The following is a 21,150-nucleotide window of genomic DNA, read 5'->3' as shown; positions in this document are numbered from 1 at the left end:
CACTATACCTCCAACACGCCCATATAGGCCTTCTGGATTTCGGGGTCGGCGATGAGCTCGGCGCCCGTGCCTTGCATGGCGAGTTCCCCGGTCTTCAGCACGAAGCCGTAATCGGCCACCTTCAGCGCCTGGTGGATGTTCTGCTCGACCAAAAGGATGGTGACGCCCTGTTTGTGCAGCGTTTCGATCAGCAAAAACATCTGCTGCACCACGATCGGGCTCAGGCCCAGCGACGGTTCGTCTAGGATGAGCAGCGACGGATCCGACATGGTGGCGCGCGCGATCGCCAGCATCTGCTGCTCGCCGCCGGAGAGCGAGCCGGCCTTCTGCCCTGCCCGCTCCTGCAGCCGTGGAAACAGCGTGTAGGCTTTCTCCAGCGACTGCCTGAAATGCTTGCGCACCTTGGGCTGGAAGGCGCCGAGTTCAAGGTTCTCCAGCACCGTCATCTGCCGGAACAGGCCGCGCCCTTCCGGCACATGCGCGATGCCCATGCCGGCGATCTCTTCCGGCGCCTTGCCGGTCAGCGGCACGCCTGAGAGAAAGATCTCGCCGCGCTTCGGTTTGAGCAGGCCGGAGATGGTCTTCAAAAGCGTCGTCTTGCCGGCGCCATTGGCGCCGACGATGGCAACGATGCTGCCCGGGTCGACATGGATCGACACGCCCCACAGAGCACCGACATCGCCATAGGCAACTTCCAGGTTTTTGACGTCAAGCAGCCGGTTCGCCAAGATAGGCCTCGATCACTTTGCGGTTGGCGACAATTTCGCGGGGCGTGCCGTCGGCGATCTTCTCGCCATGGTCGAGCACGATCACCCGGCTGCAGACTTTCATGATGGCGTCGACCTTGTGCTCCACCCACAGGATCGACACGCCACGCTCGCCGCGCACGCGGCGGATGACATCGACCATGCGCTGGATCTCGGTCGGGTTCAGCCCCGCCATCGGCTCGTCGAGCAACAGCAGCGCCGGGCTGGAGGCGACCGCCCGCGCGATCTCCAGGAGGCGGCGGTCGGAGAGCGTCATATGCGCGGTGCGGACATCGCGCTTTGCCGTCAGCCCGACCAGTTCGAGCGCCTCCTCTGCCGCCGCTGTCGCATGCTTGACGCGCCCGCCCGAGCCATAGGCGGCGCCGACCATGATGTTTTCGAAGGCGGTCATGGTGAGGAACGTGCGCACCAGCTGGAAGGTGCGGGCAATGCCCAGCCGGCAGATGCGGTGCGGCGCCGTGCCGGTGATGTCCTGGCCACGGAAATGGATGCGCCCTTGCGTGGGCGTGTAGAGCGCGGTGATGAGGTTGAACAGCGTCGACTTACCGGCACCGTTCGGGCCGATCAGCCCGATCAGCTCGTTGGCACGAACCGCGATGTCGATATCGTTGAGCACGACCAGCCCGCCGAACCGCTTCTGGACCGCCTCGAGGCGAAGCAGGGTTTCGTCAGGCTGCATCGTGTTTCCGTGTCTCCAGTCAGATTCTGCGGTCGGCAGACGGGCGCCTAGCTTCGCGATCAGGCACCCGCCTCCCCCGCCCGCTGTTTTCAGCCGCTCAGCGCTTGTCCCAGGCCGGCGCAGGCTTGTAAGTCCAGTTCCCATTCGGGAAGATCAGTTGGTGTTTGCCTTGCCACCATTGCGTGGCGACGCTGGGGATGAGCGCAAAGCCGGTCTGGTCGAATTTGAGATCGCCCACGACCGTATCCTTGAACTCCTGGTTGAAGATCGCTTCATGCAGCGCGCCGGCATCGGTGGAGCCGGCCTTCTCTATCGCCTGCGCCAGCACTTGCGCATTGGCGTAGAAGGCGCCGACGGTGACGGAGTCCTTCTTGAACTCGGCCTCGTAGCGGTCGCCAAGCTCCTTGGCGCCCTTGTAGGGATAGCTCGCCGACCAGAAACCGTCGGTCAAGATGTAGTCGGAATCCGCCCCGAGCGCTTCGTGGAACTCGCCCGTCCAGGTGCCCTTCCAGCCATGCAGATAGGGCACGGAGAAGCCGAGCTCCTTCATCTGCCGCAACAGCGTCACCGTATCGGCCGGCGAGCCGAAGACCAGCATGGCGTCGACATTGGCCGCCTTGAGCTTGGTAATCAGCGCCGAATAGTCCGTGGCGCCGATCGCCCAGGGATCGTCGACCGCGAAAGTATAGCCATACTTCTTGGCCGCCGCCTCGAAGGCGCCGCCAAAGCCCTTGCCGTCCGGCGAATCCTCGGTGACCAATGCCGGGTTCTTGGGTTTCTCGTTGGCCGGCAGCTTGTCCCAGATCTCGAATGGCACTTCCGCGCCCGGCCCCGGATGGAAGAAGAACAGGGCTGAATATTTCAGCTTCAGCGGCTGCCATTCGAACGGGAAGGCCGTCGTGATCATGTAGAATTTCTTGTATTTCTCCGCGACGATGGCGCCGGCAATGTTCATCGGTCCGGAATGGGTCGACAACAGCGCGTCGACCTTCTGCACCTTGATCAGGTTTTCCAGCGCCGACGCGACCTTGCCTTCCGAGCTTTCGTCGTCGGCGATGACTAGGCGCACCGGCAGCTTCTTGCCGGCAGACTTGATCATGATGCCGCCGGCCTTGTTGATGTCGGCAACGGCCTGCTCATAGGCCCATTTCTGCTCCTTGCCGTCGCCGGCCAGCGGCCCGGTCAAGGAGATCGGCGCGCCGATGACGATCTCGGTGTCGCCGGCATTCGCCAACCCGGTGCCGGCCGCGAATGCGGCTGACAGGGCCAGGCCCGCCAGCATTGCCTTCAGACTGTTTCCCATTTCATCCTCCCAGGTTTTTGGATCGTGCGGACGGTGTCCGCACGCATGCCTCAGACCGTCGCTGCCGCGACCAGCCTGGTGTCGGTGAACTGCTCGAAACTGAGCGCCTTGCCGTCCTCCATCTCCCAGACATGGACGACGCGCGCCGACATCGGCTTGCCGGTCTTCTTGTAGGTGCCCGAATAGGTGCCGATGCCGACAATGGTGGTGCCGCCATCGACCAGTTTTTCGAGCTTCAAGGCGTAACCGTCCCACTCCTCGCCGATGCGCTTGAAGACGCCTTCGATGATGGCGTCCGGACCGACATAGGTGCCGGCATAGGGAAAGCCCGCCATCTCCGTCCAGGCGGTGCGGCTGGTGACCGGCGCCATCATCGCCGAGAGATCCTTGGCGTCGGAGCCCGCGTAGTGCGCCTTGATCGCTTCGTAGTTTTTGTTCATGGCGTCCCCCCGCGCGGTCAGACCGGCGCCTTGCCTTCGTCGTAGGCGGTTCTGGATTTCTTCTCGATCTGGGCGCCGGCCGGCTTGTTCTCGATCTTGCCCTGGCTGGTCACGCCGAGGAATTTCCCCGTCGAGTGCATGACATCCCAATTGTAGAAAAACAGCGAGGCGACCGGGATGATGAACTCGCGGAAGCCGAACACATACTGGTTGTCGGCGAACTTCCAGGTCGTCGCCAGATCGACGTCGCCATGGCCGCGCTGGATGCCGACGAGGTTCTGCCAGGCATAGCGCTCGGAGGAGAGATAGATGTGCTCGTAGACATGGTTGAGGCTGTAAGTGTAATGCACCGTCAACCCGATCAGGTCGCGCGTCGGCGCCGGCGCGATGCCGGTCGGCGCGACGCCGGGATCGCCGAGCACGCCCGCCGACCAAGTCTGCGCCACGCGCGGTTCGCCGGGCGCTTCGCGGGTTTCACGAACCCGTTCGCGCACCGACAGGACGCGGCGCGTGCTGGTGTTGATGATGAAGGCCTCGTCCTCATCAGGCCGGGCCGAGAAGATCATGTTGATGAAGAACACGTTGGAGGCGACTTCCAGCGCCTCATACCAGTCGGCGCCCGCCTCGCTGCCCTCGCTCCACGCCACCGTGTCATCAGATGTGAAGGCAAGGTCGATGGTGCGGCCGGTGTCGAGCGTGACCTTGAAGGTCTGGCCGCGCAACGCATCTGTCGTCGCCAGCCGGTTGGTGGCGATGCCGGCGGCGAAATCGTCAAAATGCTTCCAGTCCGCCGGTCTGTTCTGGTCGTTCATCGCAGGCTCCCAATCACTCGACAAAAGCTAACGTCGGCAGGTCGACGACTGTGGCGCCGCCATCCACCGTCAGGATCGAACCGTTCATCATCGCAGCCTCGCCCGACGCGACGAAGCAGATGACGTTGGAGACCTCCTCCGGCGTCGCCGGCCGGCCGAGCGGGACGTCCTTGGTCACCAGCCGGTAGGCTTCCTCGATCGAGCCAAGCCCGTGTTTCTCGACGATCACCTCCATCTGCTCGTCGGCCATGTCGGTCGACACCCAGCCCGGGCAGATGATGTTGGTGCGCACGCCCTTGCGGCCATAGTCGCGGGCCAGCGATTTGCCGAAGCCGATGCAGGCATGTTTCATGGTGACGTAGCCGGCCGCGTCCGGCCCGGCGAACAGGCCGGCGATCGAGGCCACGACGACGATGTTGCCCTTCTGCGCAATCAGGTCCGGCAGGCATTCGCGGGCGCAGACAAAGGCGGTGTCAAGATTGCTGCGCGTCGCCAGGCTCCAGGTCTCGTCGCTCATCGAGATCGTCGGGCCGACGCCATGGCCGCCGGCATTGGCGACGAGGATATCGACGGGCCCGATTTTCTCATGCACTTCGGCCAGCGCCGCGCGCACCGCCTTGGGGTCAGCGGCATCGCCCTGCACGACCAGGCCGCCAATGTCCCTGGTCACGGCCTCCAGCGGCTCGCGCCGCCGGCCCATCAGCACCACTTTGGCGCCATCGGCGGCTATGCGCCTGGCGACCGCCGCACCGATGCCAGTGCCGCCGCCGGTGATGAAAGCCGTTTTTCCCGAAAATCGCATGATCCATCCCGATTGCTGAGTGCGCCGGCTATGCGCCGATCTTCGCTGGGGATAGTGCGGCATCACCGTTTTCGCGTCTTGTCCGAGCGGGAACTTTGTTTTGACTGAGCGCGCACTTCGCGCCCCCTTGGCGAAGTGCCGCGCGACCTTTCGGTCGCGCGGCGGCCGCAACACCCCGTGAATTGTTGGCCGCCTATTTCTTCACGGCTTCGAGATCGATGGTGATGTCGACGTCGGGCCCAAGGCCAAAACCGGCGGCGGCCTTGGCCATTGGGAAGTCCGCGGTGCTGACCTTCCCGGTGGCGGTGAAGGCCGCCTTGGTCAGCGTCGCATCCCACGGTGCCGGCGCCTCGTTGACCAGCGTCACATCGAGCGTGATCTCCTTGGACACGCCGCTGATGGTCAGGTTGCCGGTCACCTTGCCTTTGATATCGCTGACCTTCTCGACCTTGGTGCTTTCAAACGAGATCGCCGGGAATTCGGCGGCGTTGAAGAAGTCGGGACCTTTGAGATCGCTGTCGCGCTGATCATAGGCGGTGTGCACCGAGCCGACATCGATCTCGGCCTTGACGCTGCTCTTCGACGGATCGGCCTTGTCCATGACGATCGCGCCCTTCACTGCGTCGAACTGGCCATGCGCGGTGCCATAGATGCCGTGCTTGATGGTGAAGGTGACCCAGGCATGCTGGCCATCGATCTCGTAATTGTCGGCGTGTGCTGCCGATGCGAAGGCGCAGATCGAGGCAAAGGCCAGCGCGGCCGTCAGTTTTCTTGTTCTCACGTAACTCTCCCCATTGTTGGTTGTCGTTCTTCGAATCCGGCTCAGGAAAAGCCGAGAGCGGCCCCATGCGGCGCAAACAGGAGCGCCGTCAGGATGGCCAATATCGCCGGCATGGCGATCAGCAGGCCGGCAACCAGCGGCCGTAACGGCCGGGCACCGGGAACAAGGCCCCGCAGCGGACCGGGCACCAGCGCGGCCACGGCGAGCGGCAAGGGCGAAAGCATGAGCGCCACCGGGTTCGCCTTCGGCGCCAGCAGCGCCACCTGGATCAGCACGGAGGCGGCGGCAAAGGTGAGGAGCAACTCGGTGCCCTTGTTCCAGGCGATGGCCGTACCGCCGCGCAACACCGCAATGTACTGGACAAGGCACCAGCCGCCGGCGAGCGCGGCCAGCGAGCCCAGCAACTGCCCGGTGACGATCGAGGCGCCAAGCACCGAGATGATCGCGCCGGCCAGGCACAGCGCAAGCAAGGCCGCCGGCGCCAGGAACGGCGCCTCGACGGGAGGCGATGGCGAGGCCTTCAAGGACAGCAACAACGCGGCGCCGAGGATCGTCAGCACGCCGGTGATGAGGCCGGCGATCATCTGCAGGTCGAGCGAACCGCCGGCAATACGGCGCCAGCCAAGCCACAGCAGCGCGGCCGCGAGCGCTGCGGCGACAAGCTTGCTCGCCAAGGAAGCGCCGAGCATGCGCTCGGGCAACAGGCCCATGACGATGCCGGCAAAGGCGAGATAGATCAGCTTCTGGCTGGCGGCGACCGGCGGCACCACAGGCGGGCCAAGCGTGTCCCAGTAGAAGAACAGCAGCAGGCCGGCCGACACTAGCGAAAGCACGGGCGAGAACGGCGGCAGCGCAATCCGCGCCAGCAGCGCCATTGCCATGCCGAGCACAAGCGGCAGCGCCGCCGTGGTGACCATCGGATTGCCCAGCAATGCGCTCAATGGCCGACACCTCTTCGACGTCAGGGAGGCTCGCGCAAAACGCGCGGCTCGATGCGATCCTGATCTTGGCCAGCCGATCGCGAGGCGTCTTGTCCGAGCGGGAACTTTGTTTTGACTGAGCGCGCACTCGTGTTGCGTTTGGCTTGAAGCCCGCCGATGCGCTCACTAACCCTCCCTGCACTGTGTTCATCAGCAATCGAGGAGGATGGCGTGAACGAGAGAATTGTGCCGCCGATCAGCACTGCCGCCGCTGCCTTCCTGGCGCGTTCGCACCGGCCCTTCATCAATGGCCGCTTCGTCGACGGGCCCTTTATGGGTGGCTTGGCCGGCGAAGGCCTCGCCGTTGATGATTCCGCCTCCGGCGAGATCGTTGCCCATGTGCCGGAAAGCGGCGCCGAACTGGTCGACCAGGCGGTGCGTGCGGCACGCGCGGCGCTCGAAGGCCCATGGGCCTCGATGCGCCCGGTCGATCGCCAGAACCTGATGCTGAAACTCGCCGATGCCGTCGAGGCCGACGCCGACCTTTTGGCCGAGATCGAAAGCATCGAGAACGGCAAGTCGCTCGGCGTCGCCCGCATGCTGAGCGCCGGCGGCACCGTCGACTGGCTGCGCTACTATGCCGGCTGGGCGACCAAGATCGAGGGCTCGACCTTCCAGGTCTCCATTCCCGTGCCGCCGGGCGCCAAACACCAGGCGATGACGGTGATGGAACCGGTCGGCGTCGTCTGCGCCATCGTGCCGTGGAACTTCCCGCTGCTGATCGGCATGTGGAAGATCGCCCCGGCGCTTGCCTGCGGCTGCACGGTGGTGCTGAAACCGCCGCAGGAAACCCCGCTCGGCCTGCTCAGGCTGGCCGAACTGATCGAGGCATCAGGCTTCCCGCCCGGCGTCGTCAACATCGTCACCGGCAGCGGCTCCGTCACCGGCGAAGCGTTGATCCGCCATCCCGGCATCGACAAACTGACCTTCACCGGCTCGACCGAGGTGGGAAAACGCGTCGGCCACGCCGCCGTCGACCGTGTCGCCCGCTTCACGCTGGAGCTCGGCTCGAAATCGCCGATGATCCTGCTTGCCGATATGGAAGAAGGCATCGAGCCGCTGATCGCCGGGCTTGGCATGTTCTTCAACCAGGGCCAGGTCTGCACCTCGGCCTCGCGGCTCCTCATCGAAAAGTCGATCTACGACCGCACGCTGGCACGGCTGGCCGAAATCGCCGACGGCATGACGCTGGGCGCCGGCCGCGATGCGGGGGCGCAGATTAATCCCTTGGTCTCGGCCAAGCACCGCAGAAGCGTCGAAGGCTTTGTCGAGCGTAGCCTGGCAGCGGGCGGCGAACGGGTCAGCGGCGCGCGGCCTGTGCCGGCCAGGGGCCATTACGTGGCGCCGACCATCCTGCACAATGTCCGGCGCGACATGGAGATCATGCGCGAGGAGGTGTTCGGGCCGGTGGTGGCGGCGATGCCTGTCGCCGACCTCGACGAGGCGATCCGCATCGCCAACGACACGCGCTATGGTCTCTCGGCCTCGATATGGACCCGCGACATGGGCAAGGCGATGACCGCCATCCACGGCCTCAAGGCCGGCACGGTTTGGGTCAATTCGCACAACACGCTCGACCCCGCGGCACCCTTCGGCGGCTTCAAGCAGTCGGGCATCGGCCGCGAGCATGGCCGCGCGGCAATAGACGGCTATCTCGAGACCAAAACCGTCATCATGCGGTATGCCTGACACGATGAGCGCCGCATACGACTACGTCATCGCCGGCGCCGGCTCGGCCGGCTGCACGCTGGCCAACCGGCTGGTCAATGCGGGGAAGCGCGTGCTGGTGGTCGAGGCCGGCCCGGCCGACAACACGCGCCTCATCGACATGCCCGCCACCTTCGCCAAGGTGATCGGCACGGCGCGCAGCTGGATCTACGAATCCGAGCCGGAACCCAGCGTCGGCGGCCGCCGGCTGCCGGTGCCGCAGGGCCGCACGCTGGGCGGCGGCTCGTCCATCAACGCCATGCTCTACATCAGGGGCCAGCCGCAGGACTATGATGGCTGGCGCGACCTCGGCTGCCCCGGCTGGGGCTGGGACGAGGTGCTGCCGGTGTTCCGACGGCTGGAGCGCAATGAGCGCCTCGCCGGCGAGCGCCACGGCACCGAGGGGCCATTGCCGGTCTCCGATCCGCGCCACCGTCACCCGCTGTCCTTGGCCTATATCAAGGCCGCGCAGCAGGCCGGCTACCGCTACAATGACGACTTCAACGGGGCGCAGCAGGAAGGCGTCGGCTTCTACCAGACGACGACCGCCAATGGCGAACGCCAGTCGGCGGCAAAGGTGTTCCTGAGGCCGCTGGCCGCCAACCCCAACCTCACCGTCATCACCGATGCGCTGGTCACCGGCGTGACCCTGGAAAACGGCGCGGCGAGCGGCCTCGCCTACACCACCTCGGACGGCCAGCACCATGCGGCGACGGCGAAGGCCGAAGTGATCCTAGCCGCCGGTGCGCTGGCGACACCCAAGCTGATGATGCTGTCGGGCCTGGGGCCAGCCGAAAATCTGGCCGGCCTTGGCATTCCCGTCATCCGCGACATGCCATCGGTCGGCGGCAACCTGCAGGACCATGTCGCCGCGCCCGTCTATGCGCTGACGCGCGAGCCGATCTCGCTGCTGGGCGAAGATCGCGGCCTGCGGGCGTTGCGCCACGGCCTGCAATATCTCATGTTCCGCACCGGCCTGCTCACCTCCAACGTCGTCGAGAGCGGCGGCTTCTTCGACACCGATGGCGACGGAAGGCCCGATATCCAGTTCCACGTCTTGCCGGTGATGATCAAAAGCGCCGAGCACGGCTCGATCGAGCGCCACGGCATGGAGCTCAACCCTTGTGTGCTGCGGCCAAAGTCACGCGGCACGGTCAGGCTGCGGTCGCGTGATGCGGCCGACCAGATCCGTTTCACAACCGGCTTCCTGTCTGATGCCAGTGATCTCGCTTTGCTGCTCGCCGGCATGAAGATCGCCCGCAATATCCTGCGCCAGCCGGCGCTGCAGGCGGTGGTCGCCGAGGAGCTGTCGCCGGGCGAGGACGCCGACCTCTCCGACCAGGCGATATCTGATCATATCTTTGAACACGCCAAGACAGTCTATCACCCCTGCGGCACCTGCCGGATGGGTACCGACGACGACGCCGTGGTCGATCCGCAATTGCGCGTGCGCGGCGTACCGCGCTTGCGTATCTGCGACGCCTCGATCATGCCGCGCCTGATCAGCGGCAACACCAACGCCCCGGTGATCATGATCGCCGACCGCTGCGCCGATTTTATTCTGGGCGGGTAATTCGGCTGGTCACGCCTTGGCGTTCGCCGCCTCCGCCAGCATGTTGGGCAACCCGCTGTCCGTGGTGCCGGTCCTGATGCTATTCCTGCTCGCGCCGCGCTTCGTCGTCGATGCGTTGGCCGGGCCTGCGCGAAAAAGCAGAGGGCCGAAAAGCAGGGACCATGAGCACAGTCATCGTTGTCGGCCATGTCAATTACGACCAGGTCTGGTCGCTGTCCTCGCCCCTCGCCTCGGGCGCGCGCATCGTCTACTCCAACCGCAGCGTCAGGCTCGGCGGCGGCGGCTTTCACACCAGCACCCAGTTGGCCAGGCTCGACAACCATGTCCGGCTGATCAGCAATCTGATGGACGACGACCATGGCCGGGCAGCGCTCGCCAAATTGCAGGCGAGCGGCATCGATACCGGCTACGTCACCCTATGGGCCGGCGAAACCCGGTTCACCGAAATCCTGCTAGAGCCGAATGGCGAGCGCACCATTTTGAACCCCGGCGGCCAGATGCGCCCGCCCTACGCCGCACCGGAGCCTGTCAGCGGCGACGCCGCCTATCTCAACGCCCTGGTACTCGATGCCGGCCTCGTCGCCTCGCTGAAGACGATTCCGCTGGTCATTTCGCAATTTCCACTGCGCAGCGCCTCGCCGCGCCCGGCCGACATGGTCATCGGATCGCGCGCCGATTTTCCCGGCGAGGAGACGCGAGATATCTGGGAGCGAGCGTCACTGATTGCCGGGCCGCGCCTGAAGACGCTGGTGCTGACCGATGGCACGCGCCCGATCTCGCTCTATGACGGCAAGGCACTAAATCACGTCACGCCGCTGAAGCAGGTCTCCGTACCCGATACGATCGGCGCCGGCGACTGTTTCACCGGGATATTCCTGCACGGCCTGCTGCGAGGGCTGAGCCTTGAGCTTTCCGCCGAACACGCCAGCCAGCAGACCGCCGACTGGCTGTCGGAACGATTGCGTACCGGCTGAGGCGAGCCCTCTGGGGAGCGCCGGCCTTCATGGAAATGTCATAAAAATCAAATGGAAACCGGCATTCGAGTGAACTAGAAAACACCGCAATGTCCTGGACGGATCATGATCGGGGCGCGGCAAGCCGGCGCATCATCATCGTGATCTCGGTCTTCCACACCCCGACGATGTCGCCGCGATCGAAGAGAACCCTTATGTGGCTGAGTGAATTCGAAATTGTCCTGCGCGACCGTGTCATCGCGAACGGCGCGATCAGGATCGAGAATGGCCGGATCGCCGAAATCCGCGACAAGCCTGTCGAGCATGCCGACATCGAAGGCGGCGGCCGCCTGCTGCTGCCCGGCTTCATCGACATGCATGGCGACATGGTCGAGCGGGAAGTCGAGCCGCGCATCGGTGTCCACGTGCCGATGCCGATCGGCATTGCCGAGCTCGACAAGAAGCTCGCCTCCTGCGGCGTCACCACCGCCTATGCCGCGCTCTCCTTCATCGGCGCCAGCATCACCAGCGGCGTCATGCGTTCGGAAGGTCACACCACTGATATCATCGACACCATTGCCGGGATGAAGGACGATTTGCTGGTCGACCACCGCATCCATGCCCGCTTCGAGGTGACCTTTACCCCGGCCATATCAGCGTTGCAGAAGCTGATGGACGCCGGCAGGCTGCATCTGATCTCGCTGATGGACCACACCCCCGGACAGGGCCAGTATCGCGACGTCGAACTCTACATCGCCCGCATCGCCAAGGAGCGCGGCATGTCCGTTGCAGCGGCCTCCGAGGTGGTCGGCAAGCGTATGGCCGGCCGCAACGGCCAGGGCGATGTGTTGAACGCCCTGCAGGATCTGTCGGCGCGTGCGCAGGCCGCCGGCATCGTGCTCGCCTCGCATGACGACGACACGCTGGAAAAGGTGGAACTCGTCCATGGCCTGGGTGCCGCGCTCTCCGAATTCCCGGTGACCCTGGAAGCGGCGCAGGAAGCGCGCAGGCTCGGCATGCATACCGCGATGGGCGCGCCCAACGCGCTGCGCGGAGAATCCTATTCCGGCAATCTTTCCGCCCGGCAGGCCTATCAGGCCGGACTGCTCGACATGCTGGCCAGCGACTACCACCCCGCCTCGATCCTGCCGGCCGTGCTCGGCCTGGCCAAGCTGCGTGGCGATGGCCTGGCGGCGGCGGCAGCACTCACAAGCGCCAATCCGGCCAGGGCCCTGGGGCTTACCGACCGCGGCGCCATCGAACCCGGCCTTCTGGCCGATCTCGTCGTCGCTGATCGCCAGCCTGTGCCACGCGTCCGCGCCACCTTCCGCGCCGGCCGTATGATCTACGGCGACGGCACGCTGGCGTCGGCCCGGAAGGCGGGACGCCTTGACCATGCCATGGCTGAGCGGGTACCCGCCGTGCTCTGATGATTGTCGCCCAAAAGTGACCTCGGCTTTGGGAGAACGGCATGCATAAAACAGACCTCTAAACGTCGAGCACGACCATCATGCCGCGCACTTCGGCCATTTCCAGCAGCAGGTCCTGCAGGGTTTCGACGGCCAGCGTCGCACCGGTTATGGCAAGCAGCTCGGTAATACTCTCTCTCATGGAAATGACCGCCATTCCGGTTTTCTCGGAAAGCAGCCGGCCGATGGCCGCTCGGATCAGAGCATTCTGGTCAGGCATGATTCCCCCTTCATGCTGGATGACGGTATAGTTTTTCTCCAACGGTATGCTTTTTGTGCAACTTCTGCGAGCCATAGCTTACGTCTGCAAGCCGTTTTGGTTCGTCGGATCTGTATTATTTGTCTGACAGTTGCTCAGCGATGACAGCCGCGGCAGCGCCCACGGCTTGCCGCCCGCTTCCATGGCTGCAAACCGAGCCAGCGGCACTTCGTGCCGGTAGAGGCCGATGAGTGTCCTGCCTCCCGCCATTTCCGGCAATTCCGTGTCGAAAATGGAATACATGCCCGGCGGCTCGTTCAGGATCTCGAAGCGGTCCAATGCAAACCTCGTATACTTCCCCTGGAAAACCAGCAACGCGAACCCTCCGCCAAAGGTTGCAACGAGCGGTGCTTTTTTTGTCGCCATGGAACGGATGTGCCACTGGCGGTGGCCGACATCCCAGCGATGTCGTGCGGCGGAGCGGTAAAAATCACTTCGCACCATTTTAAATCTTGACGCGTGTCAATTTTTTCTGAAACATGCGCAAACGCCGGCAAGGCATCGGCCGGCGCTCTGGGAGGAGCAATGCCTTACACGAAGGAGCGCCCGCACCGGGGCCACGAGCCGCATATCCAGCGGCTGGCAGCGACGTGTCGGCGGTTCGTGACACCAGGCGTTGGGGTCGCTTGCGTCCTGTCGGCCATTTGGTTCGCCGAACACTGAAACTGATGCGACGGCACATCAAACAATAAGGAGGAGGAAAACCATGAGCGTATTTAAGGGCTTAAGGCTCGGCACGGGCCTGCTTGGCGCGGGCCTGCTGGCAACCATTGTCTCGGCCCATGCCGAGGACACGGCGAAGGTCGCGGCCATCGTCAAAGGCCTCGACAACCCGTTCTTCCAAACCATGCAGAAAGGCATCGAGGAGCAGGCCAAGGCCAGCGGTGTCAATGTCAGCGTCCAGGCCGCCGCCAATATGGGCGACGCCACCGGCCAGGCCGATCGCCTGACCGCCATGGCCATGCAGGATTTCGATTGCTACCTGGTCAACCCGATCAGCGTCTCCAATCTCGTCCAGGCACTGGTGCCGGTCGCCCAGAAGAAGAAGCCGATCGTCAACATCGATAGCACCATCGACCCCGAGCAGGCCAAGGCCGCCGGCTTTGCCGTCTCGACCTATATCGGCACCGACAATGTCGCCGCCGGCGCACTGGCCGGCGAGGAGATGCTGAAGCTGGTGCCGAAGGGCGCCAAGGTGGCGCTGATTGCCGGTATCGTCGGCGATGTCGGCTCCAACGCCCGCATCAAGGGCTTCAAGCAGGCCGTCGAAGGCAAGCTCGAAGTGGTGGTAATGGTGAGCGCCGACTGGGATCGCGAGAAGGCACTGACGGCGGCCACCGACATTCTCGCCGCCCATCCGGACCTCGCCGGCTTCTTCGCCGCCAACGACATCATGGCGCTCGGCGTCGAGCGCGCCGTGCAGACCTCGGGCAAGGACGTCAAGGTGATCGGCCTCGACGGCATCGTCGATGCGCTGAAGTCGATTGCATCAGGCGAGCTCTCGGCCACCGTCGCGCAGTACCCCTATGTCGTCGGCGCCATGGGCGTCGAAGCATGCAAGGCCGCGGTCTTAGGCAAGGAACTGCCCGCCAACGTGCCGGCGCCTGTACTGTTGATCAACAAGGCCAATGCCGATGCCTCGCTGAAGAATTTTCCGCGCCCCGGCGGCGACTATCCCGATCCGCTGCGTGAGCTGCTGAAGTGAGCAATTCCACGGACAACGCGCCCGCCGCCCATTCGGCGGGCACGCAGGAGGAGAGCCGCACCTCCCTGTCGGCTCTCCTCCTGGATCCCTCCTTCTGGGCCGACTGGGCATCCGTCGTCGGCCTGGTCGGCCTCGTCATCATCTTCGGCATCGCCCAGCCGATCTTTCTCAGCGTCGCCAATTTGCAGGCGCTGTTGCTGGCGTCGGCGATCCTGGTCGTGCTGTCGATCGGCCAGACCTTCGTCGTCGCCACCTCAGGCATCGACCTGTCGCTGGCGGCGGCCGTCATGCTCGGCGCCATCGTGCTCGGTCTCGTCAATGCGGCCGGCTACGGCATCTTCATCGCTTGCGTGCTCGGCGTCCTTGCCACCAGCGCCATCGGCTTCCTCAACGGCCTCATCATCACCGTTGGCAAGATCCCTGACTTCGTGGTGACGCTCGGCACGCTGTCGGCCATCACAGGCCTTGGCCTGATCCTGTCGGGCGGCGAACCGACCATGGTCGGCTCGACCTTTCTGCTGAAGCTCGCTTCGGGCTCATTCGGGCCGTTCGGCTATCCGGTCTGGGTGGCGATTGCTGCCGTCATTGCAGCGCATATCGCGCTCTACCACACGCGCTTTGGAGTGCATCTGCTGGCGACTGGCGGCCAGGCCGAGAGCGCCGGCGCGCTCGGCATCCGCACCAACCGGGTCAAGATCGCCGCCTACACCATTTCGGGGTTCTGCGCCGGCCTCGCGGCGATCCTGCTGGTGGCGCGCATCGGCTCGGCCGAACCGCTGATCAACACCAGCCTGCTCCTGAATTCGGTGGCGGCGGTGGTGCTGGGCGGCGTCAGCCTGTTCGGCGGCCGCGCCAGCATCCTTGGTCCGGCCATCGGCGCGCTGATGCTGACCGCGCTGGTCAACGGCCTGACGCTGCTCAGCGTCTCGGCCTTCTACCAACCGCTTGCCGTGGGCGCCATCGTGGTGCTGGCAGCACTGATCATGCGGTACCAGAAATGAGCGCCGTCAGCCCCTCCTTGGCCTCCGACGCGATCATCGCCTGCGACGGCCTGAGCAAGCATTTCGGCGGCGTGCGCGCCTTCACCGACGTCGCTTTCCAGGCGCGCCGCGGCGAGGTCACCGCCGTCATCGGCGACAATGGCGCAGGCAAGTCGACGCTGATCCGCTGTCTGGTTGGTGTGCATGTGCCGGATGCCGGTTCGATCGTCTTCGACGGCCGGCAGCACCCTTTCTCCAATCCCGATGGCGCCCGCAAGGCCGGCATCGAGACCGTGCACCAGAACCTGGCGCTGATCGACGAACTGACGGTGGCGCAGAACCTGTTCCTCAACCGCGAGCTCGTGCGCCGCATCGGCCCCTTCGCTTTCCTCGACCGCAAGGCGATGAAACGCGAGGCCCGCGCCATGCTGTCGCGCCTGTCGATCAACGTGCCGTCGATCAACCAGCGTGTGCGCCGCCTGTCTGGCGGCCAGCGGCAGGCGATCTCGATCTGCCGCGCCGTCGGCTCCGGCGCCAAGCTGGTGGTGATGGACGAGCCGACGGCAGCCCTCGGCGTCCAGGAAACCGCCAATGTCGAGGCATTGATCCGGCGCCTGCGCGACCAGTCGGTCTCGGTCATCCTGGTCAGCCACAATTTCGATCAGGTGCGGCGGCTGTCCGACCAGATCTGGGTGATGCGGGCGGGAAAGATGGCCGCGACCGTGCGCGCCTCGGAAACATCAGGCAACGAACTCGTCGCGCTGGTCACCGGCGCGGCGTGATCGACAAAACCATATCAATGGCTGGCCGCCGACGCGGCCGGCATCTGACTTGAAATCGGAAGGAGTTTGCGAGTGGCACCACTTCGTGTCGGACTTTTGGGTCTCGGAGAGGTCGCGCAGTCGATCCATCTGCCTGTTCTTGCGGACCAGCGCGACCGCTGGTCTATATCAGGCGTCTACGACGTCTCGCCGAGCCTGGTGTCGCTCGTCACATCGCAACATGCGAAGGCAAAACCGTTCGATACCGCCGAGGCGCTGATCAATTCGCCCGACATCGATGTGGTCTTCGTGCTGTCGTCCGACGACACCCACAGCCGCTTCGTGCGCGCGGCCATGCAAGCCGACAAGCACATCCTGCTGGAAAAGCCGGCGTGCCTGACGGTACGCGAGATCGATGAGCTGCTGGCGCTGATGCCGGCCTACAAGAAGACCCTTTTCGTCGGTTATATGCGCCGCTACGCGCCGGCGTATCTGGCGGCTCGGGACGAACTGCCCGCCTTTGCCGACATCACTCATGTCCGTATCTTCGACCTGATCTCGGAGGGCCGGCATTTCCTCAAGAAGAGCCAGAACGTCCTTTATCCCATGGATATCGACCCTGGCCTTCTGGCGCGCGGCGCCAGGGAGCGGGACGCGCTGATCCGCGAAGTTGTCGGCACCGATGCCCCCGCCGACCTGGTGCGCGCCTATCGCGGACTGACGGCGCTCTCATCGCACCACATCTCGGCGATGCGCGGGCTGATCGGCGAGCCCAGAGGCGTGGTGTCAGCGCATCGCACCAATGGAGGCGCCAACACCAGCATCACCTTCGACTACGGCCATTTCGCTTGCCTCTATGACGCGGTGGTCGACGATCTTGGCCTGTTCGACGCCATGATCGAGGTGCGCTCCAACACAAGGCGCGTGCGCATCATCTACGACACGCCCTACATCCGCAGCCTGCCGACCCGGCTTGAGGTGACCGATGCCGGCCCGCTCGGCCCGGTGACGAAAAGCTTCGGGCCGCTTTATGGCGACGCCTTCTCCAACGAACTGGAGACTTTCCACCGCCACATAGCGGAAGGCACGAAGCCGCTGACCGATCTCGCCGACTCGCGCCGCGACCTGGCACTGATGGCCGAGATCATCGAGCGCATGAAACAGACGGGCGCCCACGCCTGAATCGCGCCTGGAGGGTCGACGCAGGAACAACACGTTCCGGCAAAGACCGCCGATTGGCCCTTGCCGAAGCCCTCGGCCTCGCTCATCCATGGCAGGCGAACAACAGCCTGGGACCAGTGATGACCGATGCCAGCCTTCATCTCGTCGACGCGACGATCGACCAACTGCGGCGCGCTCTTGAGGACGGCACAGTCACCAGCGTCGAGCTGGTCGCGGCCTATCTCCGCCGCATCGCGCATTTCGATCGGCATGGCATCAGCCTCAACGCGGTTCCCGTACTCAATCCAGCGATGTTCGAGGAGGCCGCCGCTTCCGACCAGCGGCGGCGCAGCGGCACCCTGTTGGGGCCGCTCGACGGCATCCCCTACACCGCCAAGGACAGCTACAAGGTCAAAGGCCTGACGGTCGCCGCCGGCTCGCCGGCCTTCGAGCAGCTCGTCGCCAATGAGGACGCTTTCACCATCGCCCGGCTCAGGGCCGGCGGCGCGGTGCTGATCGGCCTCACCAACATGCCGCCGATGGCCAATGGTGGCATGCAGCGCGGCGTCTATGGCCGCGCCGAAAGCCCCTACAATGCCGACTTCTTGACCGCCGCCTTCGCGTCGGGCTCGTCGAACGGCTCCGGCACCGCGACATCAGCCAGCTTCTGCGCCTTCGGGCTCGGCGAAGAAACCTGGTCGTCCGGCCGCGCGCCGGCCACCAACAACGCGCTGGTCGCCTACACGCCATCGCGCGGCGTCATTTCCGTGCGCGGCAACTGGCCATTGGTGCCGACCATGGATGTCGTGGTGCCGCACACCCGCAGCGTGCCCGACATGCTCGAACTGCTCGACGTGATCGTCGCCGATGATCCGCAGACGCGAGGCGATTTCTGGCGCGCCCAGCCCTGGGTCGCCTTGCCGAAAATCTCCGAGATACGGCCGCCACGCTATATCGATCTGGGGCTCGCCGGGTCATTGAAAGGCAAACGGCTCGGCGTGCCCAGAATGTATATCGGCCGCGACACCGAAAACGACCGGCCGATCGAAACCCGCGCCTCGGTGCTGGCGCTGTGGGAACAGGCGGCGGCCGATCTCCGACAGCTTGGCGCGGAGGTGGTGGAGGTCGATTTTCCCATCGTCTCCAACTATGAGCGCGATCGCCCTGGTACGCGCACCATGGTCGAGCGCGGTCTGGTGCCGAAAGAGTTCGCCGAGCGCGAACTCTGGGATCTCTGCATCTGGGGCTGGGATGATTTCCTGCGCGCCAATGCCGATCCTGACCTGCCCGATCTCGTCTCTGTAGATGGCCAGAAAATCTTCCCGCAGCCGCCGGGCACATTGCCCGACCGCTATGAAGGCGGCTTCGACCTCAGGGAGTATGTCGAGCGCGCCAAGTCAGGCGTCACGCCCTTCAGGGATATCCCGACGCTGGAAGAGGGTCTGAAAGGGCTGGAAGCGACAAGGCGGATCGATTTCGAGGACTGGCTGGACGCCCAAGGCATCGACGCCGTCGTGCTGCCCGCCGCCGCCGATGTCGGCCCGGCCGACGCCGACGTCAACGAAGCGTCCGCCGACGTTGCCTGGCGCAACGGCACCTGGGTCGCCAACGGCAATCTGGTCTGGCGCCATTTCGGTATCCCGACCGTAACCGTGCCGATGGGCACCATGGCCGACATCGGCATGCCGGTCGGCCTCACCTTCGCCGGCAAGGCCTATGACGATGAAAGCCTGCTGCGCATGGCCGGCGACTACGAACGCGCCACGCAGCGCCGCACAAGCCCGCTGCGCACGCCGGAACTGGTGGATGATGTGTTTTGGGGGCGGCACGTGCAAGCCGACGATGGCAACGCGGTTCCGCTGACAATCACGCTCGCCGCCGAGGCGCGGGCTTCGGGCGATCAGGATGAGATCGCGACAACGCTCGACCTCCCCGGCAACGCAGAGACAGAGATCGCCAGCATCAAGGTGCATGTCAACGGAGAGGCAGTGGCGATGCAGCGAAGCGGCGCTCGCTTCAGCGGCTGCGCGCTCGTTTCCGCCGCCGAGCATCAGCGGTCCCACAGCGTCTGGCGCGGTTCTTACGGCTCGATCGTGACAGCGATGGTGCGGCTGGAGGATGGACGCAGCGCCGGCGCCTATGTGGTAACCGGTGGCATCGGGTGAGCGGAGCGGTAAAGCCAACACCCGCCGTCGAGTTCCTTCACGCCCCCCTGGGGGAGATGTCCGGCAGGACAGAGGGGGCGCCGTAGGACGCCACCGTTGCCGCTACCCCCGCGCCGCCCACACCAACCCGCGCTCGACAATCAACGCCATTTCCGGCACGGCAAATTCATCCGCTGTGTGCCCAAGCGAACTGTAAAACACCCTCCCCGCGCCATACCGCCGTTTCCACACCACAGGCATGACAACCCCGCCAATGCCCGGGAAATGCGCGTCGGTGAACGTGGTGGTCGCCAGCACCTCGTTGCTCGGGTCGACATGCATGTAATACTGCTCCGACCGGTAGGCGAAGTCGCTGATGCCCCTGGTGATCGGGTCGTCCGGTTGTGTGATCACCACACGATAGTCGATGATGTTGCCGGGATGCGCGACCCATTGGCCGCCGGTCATGAACTGGTAGTCGGGCTCATTGCGAAAACTGTCGCCCATCGTGCCGTGAAAGCCGCCAAGCCCGCTTCCGCCGCGAACCGCACGCGTCAGGTTTTGCAGCTCGGCCTTTTCGATCGTCGACATGGTGATGACAGGCACGATGAGATCGAAGGAAGACAATTCCGGATCGGCGAACAACGCCGTGCCTTCGCCCAGCGTGACATCAAATTCGTTGCGCTCAAGCAGCGCGCGGATGATGTTGGCGCTGCGTTCCGGCGTATGGCCTTCCCAGCCGCCCCAGGCAATCAGGGCCTTCTTCGCCATGTCGTGAACCTCCTGAATCGCCCGCCGCGATCGATGGTTACACAGCGCGGCGGTCAGCGCCAGCCAAGACCCGGCGCGACGTGCTTCAGGATCGCCTCGATGACATGGGCGTTATAGTCGACGCCGAGCTGGTTGGGCACGGTGAGCAGCAGCGTGTCGGCTTCGGCAATCGCCTCGTCCTGCGCCAGCTCCTTGATCAGCACGTCCGGCTCGGCGGCATAGCTGCGGCCGAAGATCGCCCTTGTATTCTCCTCGATGAAGCCGATCTGGTCGCGGCTTTCATTGCCGCGTCCGAAATAGGCGCGGTCGCGATCGTCAACCAGCGCGAAGATGCTGCGGCTAACCGAGATGCGCGGCTCGTGCTTGTGGCCGGCGGCCTTCCAGGCTTCGCGATAGATGCGGATCTGCTCGGCCTGCTGGATGTGGAAGGGCTTGCCGGTTTCGTCGAATTTGAGCGTCGAGCTCTGCAAATTCATGCCGAGCTTGGCCGCCCACTCCGAGGTGGCGTTGGTGGCCGCGCCCCACCAGATGCGCTCGCGCAACCCCTCCGAATGCGGCTCGAGCCGGAGCAGGCCGGGCGGGTTGGGGAACATCGGCCGTGGATTGGGCTGGGCAAAACCCTCGCCGCGCAGCGTGTCGAGAAAAACCTCGGCATGATGCCGCGCCATGTCGGCGTCGGTCTGGCCGTCCTGCGGCTGGTAGCCGAAATAGCGCCAGCCATCGATCACCTGCTCGGGTGAGCCACGGCTGATACCGAGCTGCAGGCGCCCGCCGGCGATGATGTCGGCCGCCCCCGCATCCTCGGCCATGTAGAGCGGATTTTCGTAGCGCATGTCGATGACCGCCGTGCCGATCTCGATGCGGCTGGTCTTGGCGCCGACCGCCGCCAGCAGCGGGAATGGCGAGGCGAGCTGGCGGGCAAAGTGATGCACGCGGAAATAGGCGCCATCGGCGCCCAGCTGCTCGGCCGCGACGGCGAGATCGATGGACTGCAGCAGCGCGTCCGAAGCGGAGCGCACCTGCGATTGCGACGAGGGCGTCCAATGCCCGAATGACAGGAAACCGATTTTTTTCATGGCCCTGAAGTATAGGCGAGCGACACG

Annotated in this window: 21 protein-coding genes; 9 read left to right on the top strand and 12 right to left on the bottom strand. The window is 64.8% G+C overall.

Features of this window, described 5'->3' with window-relative positions:
* Positions 1-2 precede the first annotated feature (2 nt).
* From ACZYHG_RS15650 to ACZYHG_RS15615, 8 genes are all read right to left on the bottom strand, one after another.
* Complete coding sequence (locus ACZYHG_RS15650) at positions 3-728, bottom strand: ABC transporter ATP-binding protein (protein ID WP_464614567.1); 726 nt, start codon at positions 726-728, stop codon at positions 3-5.
* The gene (locus tag ACZYHG_RS15645; RefSeq protein WP_464614566.1) at positions 709-1,446 is read right to left on the bottom strand and encodes an ABC transporter ATP-binding protein; all 738 of its coding nucleotides are present in this window, start codon (positions 1,444-1,446) and stop codon (positions 709-711) included. Before ACZYHG_RS15645 ends, ACZYHG_RS15650 begins: the two co-directional genes overlap by 20 nt.
* Positions 1,447-1,543: 97 nt before the next feature.
* The gene (locus tag ACZYHG_RS15640) at positions 1,544-2,749 is read right to left on the bottom strand and encodes an amino acid ABC transporter substrate-binding protein (protein ID WP_464614565.1); all 1,206 of its coding nucleotides are present in this window, start codon (positions 2,747-2,749) and stop codon (positions 1,544-1,546) included.
* Between the two features lie 50 nt (positions 2,750-2,799).
* A complete protein-coding gene (locus ACZYHG_RS15635; RefSeq protein WP_464614564.1) occupies positions 2,800-3,189 on the bottom strand; it encodes a nuclear transport factor 2 family protein in 390 nt (129 codons plus the stop codon).
* Positions 3,190-3,206: 17 nt separating this feature from the next.
* Positions 3,207-4,001: a MoaF C-terminal domain-containing protein gene (locus tag ACZYHG_RS15630; RefSeq protein WP_464614563.1), complete on the bottom strand. Its 795-nt coding sequence runs from the start codon at positions 3,999-4,001 to the stop codon at positions 3,207-3,209.
* Positions 4,002-4,014: 13 nt separating this feature from the next.
* Positions 4,015-4,803: an SDR family NAD(P)-dependent oxidoreductase gene (locus tag ACZYHG_RS15625; protein WP_464614562.1), complete on the bottom strand. Its 789-nt coding sequence runs from the start codon at positions 4,801-4,803 to the stop codon at positions 4,015-4,017.
* 193 nt (positions 4,804-4,996) lie between these two features.
* Positions 4,997-5,584: a YceI family protein gene (locus tag ACZYHG_RS15620; protein WP_464614561.1), complete on the bottom strand. Its 588-nt coding sequence runs from the start codon at positions 5,582-5,584 to the stop codon at positions 4,997-4,999.
* A 41-nt stretch (positions 5,585-5,625) separates the two neighbouring features.
* Positions 5,626-6,525 carry a hypothetical protein gene (locus ACZYHG_RS15615; RefSeq protein WP_464614560.1) on the bottom strand — a complete coding sequence of 300 codons (900 nt, stop codon included), beginning with the start codon at positions 6,523-6,525 and terminating at the stop codon, positions 5,626-5,628.
* 210 nt (positions 6,526-6,735) lie between these two features.
* On the opposite strand from ACZYHG_RS15615, the gene ACZYHG_RS15610 reads away from it, so the two are divergent.
* The 4 genes from ACZYHG_RS15610 to ACZYHG_RS15595 all read left to right on the top strand — a co-directional run bounded on the left by ACZYHG_RS15610 (position 6,736) and on the right by ACZYHG_RS15595 (position 12,227).
* On the top strand, positions 6,736-8,253 hold the full coding sequence (locus ACZYHG_RS15610; protein ID WP_464614559.1) for an aldehyde dehydrogenase family protein: 1,518 nt from the start codon (positions 6,736-6,738) through the stop codon (positions 8,251-8,253).
* A gap of 4 nt (positions 8,254-8,257) precedes the next feature.
* Positions 8,258-9,844: a GMC family oxidoreductase gene (locus tag ACZYHG_RS15605; protein WP_464614558.1), complete on the top strand. Its 1,587-nt coding sequence runs from the start codon at positions 8,258-8,260 to the stop codon at positions 9,842-9,844.
* A 161-nt stretch (positions 9,845-10,005) separates the two neighbouring features.
* Positions 10,006-10,818: a PfkB family carbohydrate kinase gene (locus ACZYHG_RS15600; RefSeq protein ID WP_464614557.1), complete on the top strand. Its 813-nt coding sequence runs from the start codon at positions 10,006-10,008 to the stop codon at positions 10,816-10,818.
* Between the two features lie 89 nt (positions 10,819-10,907).
* A complete protein-coding gene (locus tag ACZYHG_RS15595) occupies positions 10,908-12,227 on the top strand; it encodes an alpha-D-ribose 1-methylphosphonate 5-triphosphate diphosphatase (protein ID WP_464614556.1) in 1,320 nt (439 codons plus the stop codon).
* A 58-nt stretch (positions 12,228-12,285) separates the two neighbouring features.
* On the opposite strand, the gene ACZYHG_RS15590 is transcribed toward ACZYHG_RS15595, so the two are convergent.
* Both ACZYHG_RS15590 and ACZYHG_RS15585 read right to left on the bottom strand, forming a co-directional pair.
* Positions 12,286-12,486 (bottom strand): hypothetical protein, encoded by a 201-nt coding sequence (locus ACZYHG_RS15590; protein WP_464614555.1) that lies wholly within the window; start codon positions 12,484-12,486, stop codon positions 12,286-12,288.
* Positions 12,487-12,564: 78 nt separating this feature from the next.
* Positions 12,565-12,969 (bottom strand): hypothetical protein, encoded by a 405-nt coding sequence (locus ACZYHG_RS15585; RefSeq protein ID WP_464614554.1) that lies wholly within the window; start codon positions 12,967-12,969, stop codon positions 12,565-12,567.
* A gap of 262 nt (positions 12,970-13,231) precedes the next feature.
* On the opposite strand from ACZYHG_RS15585, the gene ACZYHG_RS15580 reads away from it, so the two are divergent.
* The 5 genes from ACZYHG_RS15580 to ACZYHG_RS15560 all read left to right on the top strand — a co-directional run bounded on the left by ACZYHG_RS15580 (position 13,232) and on the right by ACZYHG_RS15560 (position 19,297).
* Positions 13,232-14,230: a sugar ABC transporter substrate-binding protein gene (locus ACZYHG_RS15580; RefSeq protein ID WP_464614553.1), complete on the top strand. Its 999-nt coding sequence runs from the start codon at positions 13,232-13,234 to the stop codon at positions 14,228-14,230.
* Positions 14,227-15,231: an ABC transporter permease gene (locus ACZYHG_RS15575; protein ID WP_464614552.1), complete on the top strand. Its 1,005-nt coding sequence runs from the start codon at positions 14,227-14,229 to the stop codon at positions 15,229-15,231. The genes ACZYHG_RS15580 and ACZYHG_RS15575 overlap by 4 nt, the downstream gene beginning before the upstream one ends.
* On the top strand, positions 15,228-15,992 hold the full coding sequence (locus ACZYHG_RS15570; RefSeq protein WP_464614551.1) for an ATP-binding cassette domain-containing protein: 765 nt from the start codon (positions 15,228-15,230) through the stop codon (positions 15,990-15,992). The genes ACZYHG_RS15575 and ACZYHG_RS15570 overlap by 4 nt, the downstream gene beginning before the upstream one ends.
* 72 nt (positions 15,993-16,064) lie before the next feature.
* Positions 16,065-17,153, top strand: a complete 1,089-nt coding sequence (locus tag ACZYHG_RS15565; protein ID WP_464614550.1) for a Gfo/Idh/MocA family protein — start codon at positions 16,065-16,067, stop codon at positions 17,151-17,153.
* 119 nt (positions 17,154-17,272) lie between these two features.
* Complete coding sequence (locus tag ACZYHG_RS15560; protein WP_464614549.1) at positions 17,273-19,297, top strand: amidase; 2,025 nt, start codon at positions 17,273-17,275, stop codon at positions 19,295-19,297.
* 102 nt (positions 19,298-19,399) lie between these two features.
* Here ACZYHG_RS15560 and ACZYHG_RS15555 read toward each other — a convergent pair whose 3' ends face one another.
* A complete protein-coding gene (locus tag ACZYHG_RS15555; RefSeq protein WP_464614548.1) occupies positions 19,400-20,047 on the bottom strand; it encodes a ThuA domain-containing protein in 648 nt (215 codons plus the stop codon).
* Positions 20,048-20,100: 53 nt separating this feature from the next.
* On the bottom strand, positions 20,101-21,123 hold the full coding sequence (locus ACZYHG_RS15550) for an LLM class flavin-dependent oxidoreductase (RefSeq protein WP_464614547.1): 1,023 nt from the start codon (positions 21,121-21,123) through the stop codon (positions 20,101-20,103).
* Positions 21,124-21,150 lie beyond the last annotated feature (27 nt).

This window comes from Mesorhizobium subarcticum (assembly GCF_055456085.1).
Note: the sequence above shows the minus strand (reverse complement) of the source record. Positions and strands in the feature narration are given on the sequence as shown.

What these genes read in the sequence shown, in the direction of transcription:
- ACZYHG_RS15570 (WP_464614551.1), top strand. Translation starts at nt 15,228, where the DNA reads ATGAGCGCCGTCAGCCCCTCCTTGGCCTCCGACGCGATCATCGCCTGC.
- ACZYHG_RS15605 (WP_464614558.1), top strand. Translation starts at nt 8,258, where the DNA reads ATGAGCGCCGCATACGACTACGTCATCGCCGGCGCCGGCTCGGCCGGC.
- ACZYHG_RS15555 (WP_464614548.1), bottom strand. Translation starts at nt 20,047, where the DNA reads ATGGCGAAGAAGGCCCTGATTGCCTGGGGCGGCTGGGAAGGCCATACG.
- ACZYHG_RS15640 (WP_464614565.1), bottom strand. Translation starts at nt 2,749, where the DNA reads ATGGGAAACAGTCTGAAGGCAATGCTGGCGGGCCTGGCCCTGTCAGCC.
- ACZYHG_RS15635 (WP_464614564.1), bottom strand. Translation starts at nt 3,189, where the DNA reads ATGAACAAAAACTACGAAGCGATCAAGGCGCACTACGCGGGCTCCGAC.
- ACZYHG_RS15645 (WP_464614566.1), bottom strand. Translation starts at nt 1,446, where the DNA reads ATGCAGCCTGACGAAACCCTGCTTCGCCTCGAGGCGGTCCAGAAGCGG.
- ACZYHG_RS15580 (WP_464614553.1), top strand. Translation starts at nt 13,232, where the DNA reads ATGAGCGTATTTAAGGGCTTAAGGCTCGGCACGGGCCTGCTTGGCGCG.
- ACZYHG_RS15585 (WP_464614554.1), bottom strand. Translation starts at nt 12,969, where the DNA reads ATGGTGCGAAGTGATTTTTACCGCTCCGCCGCACGACATCGCTGGGAT.
- ACZYHG_RS15625 (WP_464614562.1), bottom strand. Translation starts at nt 4,803, where the DNA reads ATGCGATTTTCGGGAAAAACGGCTTTCATCACCGGCGGCGGCACTGGC.
- ACZYHG_RS15560 (WP_464614549.1), top strand. Translation starts at nt 17,273, where the DNA reads ATGACCGATGCCAGCCTTCATCTCGTCGACGCGACGATCGACCAACTG.
- ACZYHG_RS15595 (WP_464614556.1), top strand. Translation starts at nt 10,908, where the DNA reads ATGTCCTGGACGGATCATGATCGGGGCGCGGCAAGCCGGCGCATCATC.
- ACZYHG_RS15630 (WP_464614563.1), bottom strand. Translation starts at nt 4,001, where the DNA reads ATGAACGACCAGAACAGACCGGCGGACTGGAAGCATTTTGACGATTTC.
- ACZYHG_RS15600 (WP_464614557.1), top strand. Translation starts at nt 10,006, where the DNA reads ATGAGCACAGTCATCGTTGTCGGCCATGTCAATTACGACCAGGTCTGG.
- ACZYHG_RS15590 (WP_464614555.1), bottom strand. Translation starts at nt 12,486, where the DNA reads ATGCCTGACCAGAATGCTCTGATCCGAGCGGCCATCGGCCGGCTGCTT.
- ACZYHG_RS15550 (WP_464614547.1), bottom strand. Translation starts at nt 21,123, where the DNA reads ATGAAAAAAATCGGTTTCCTGTCATTCGGGCATTGGACGCCCTCGTCG.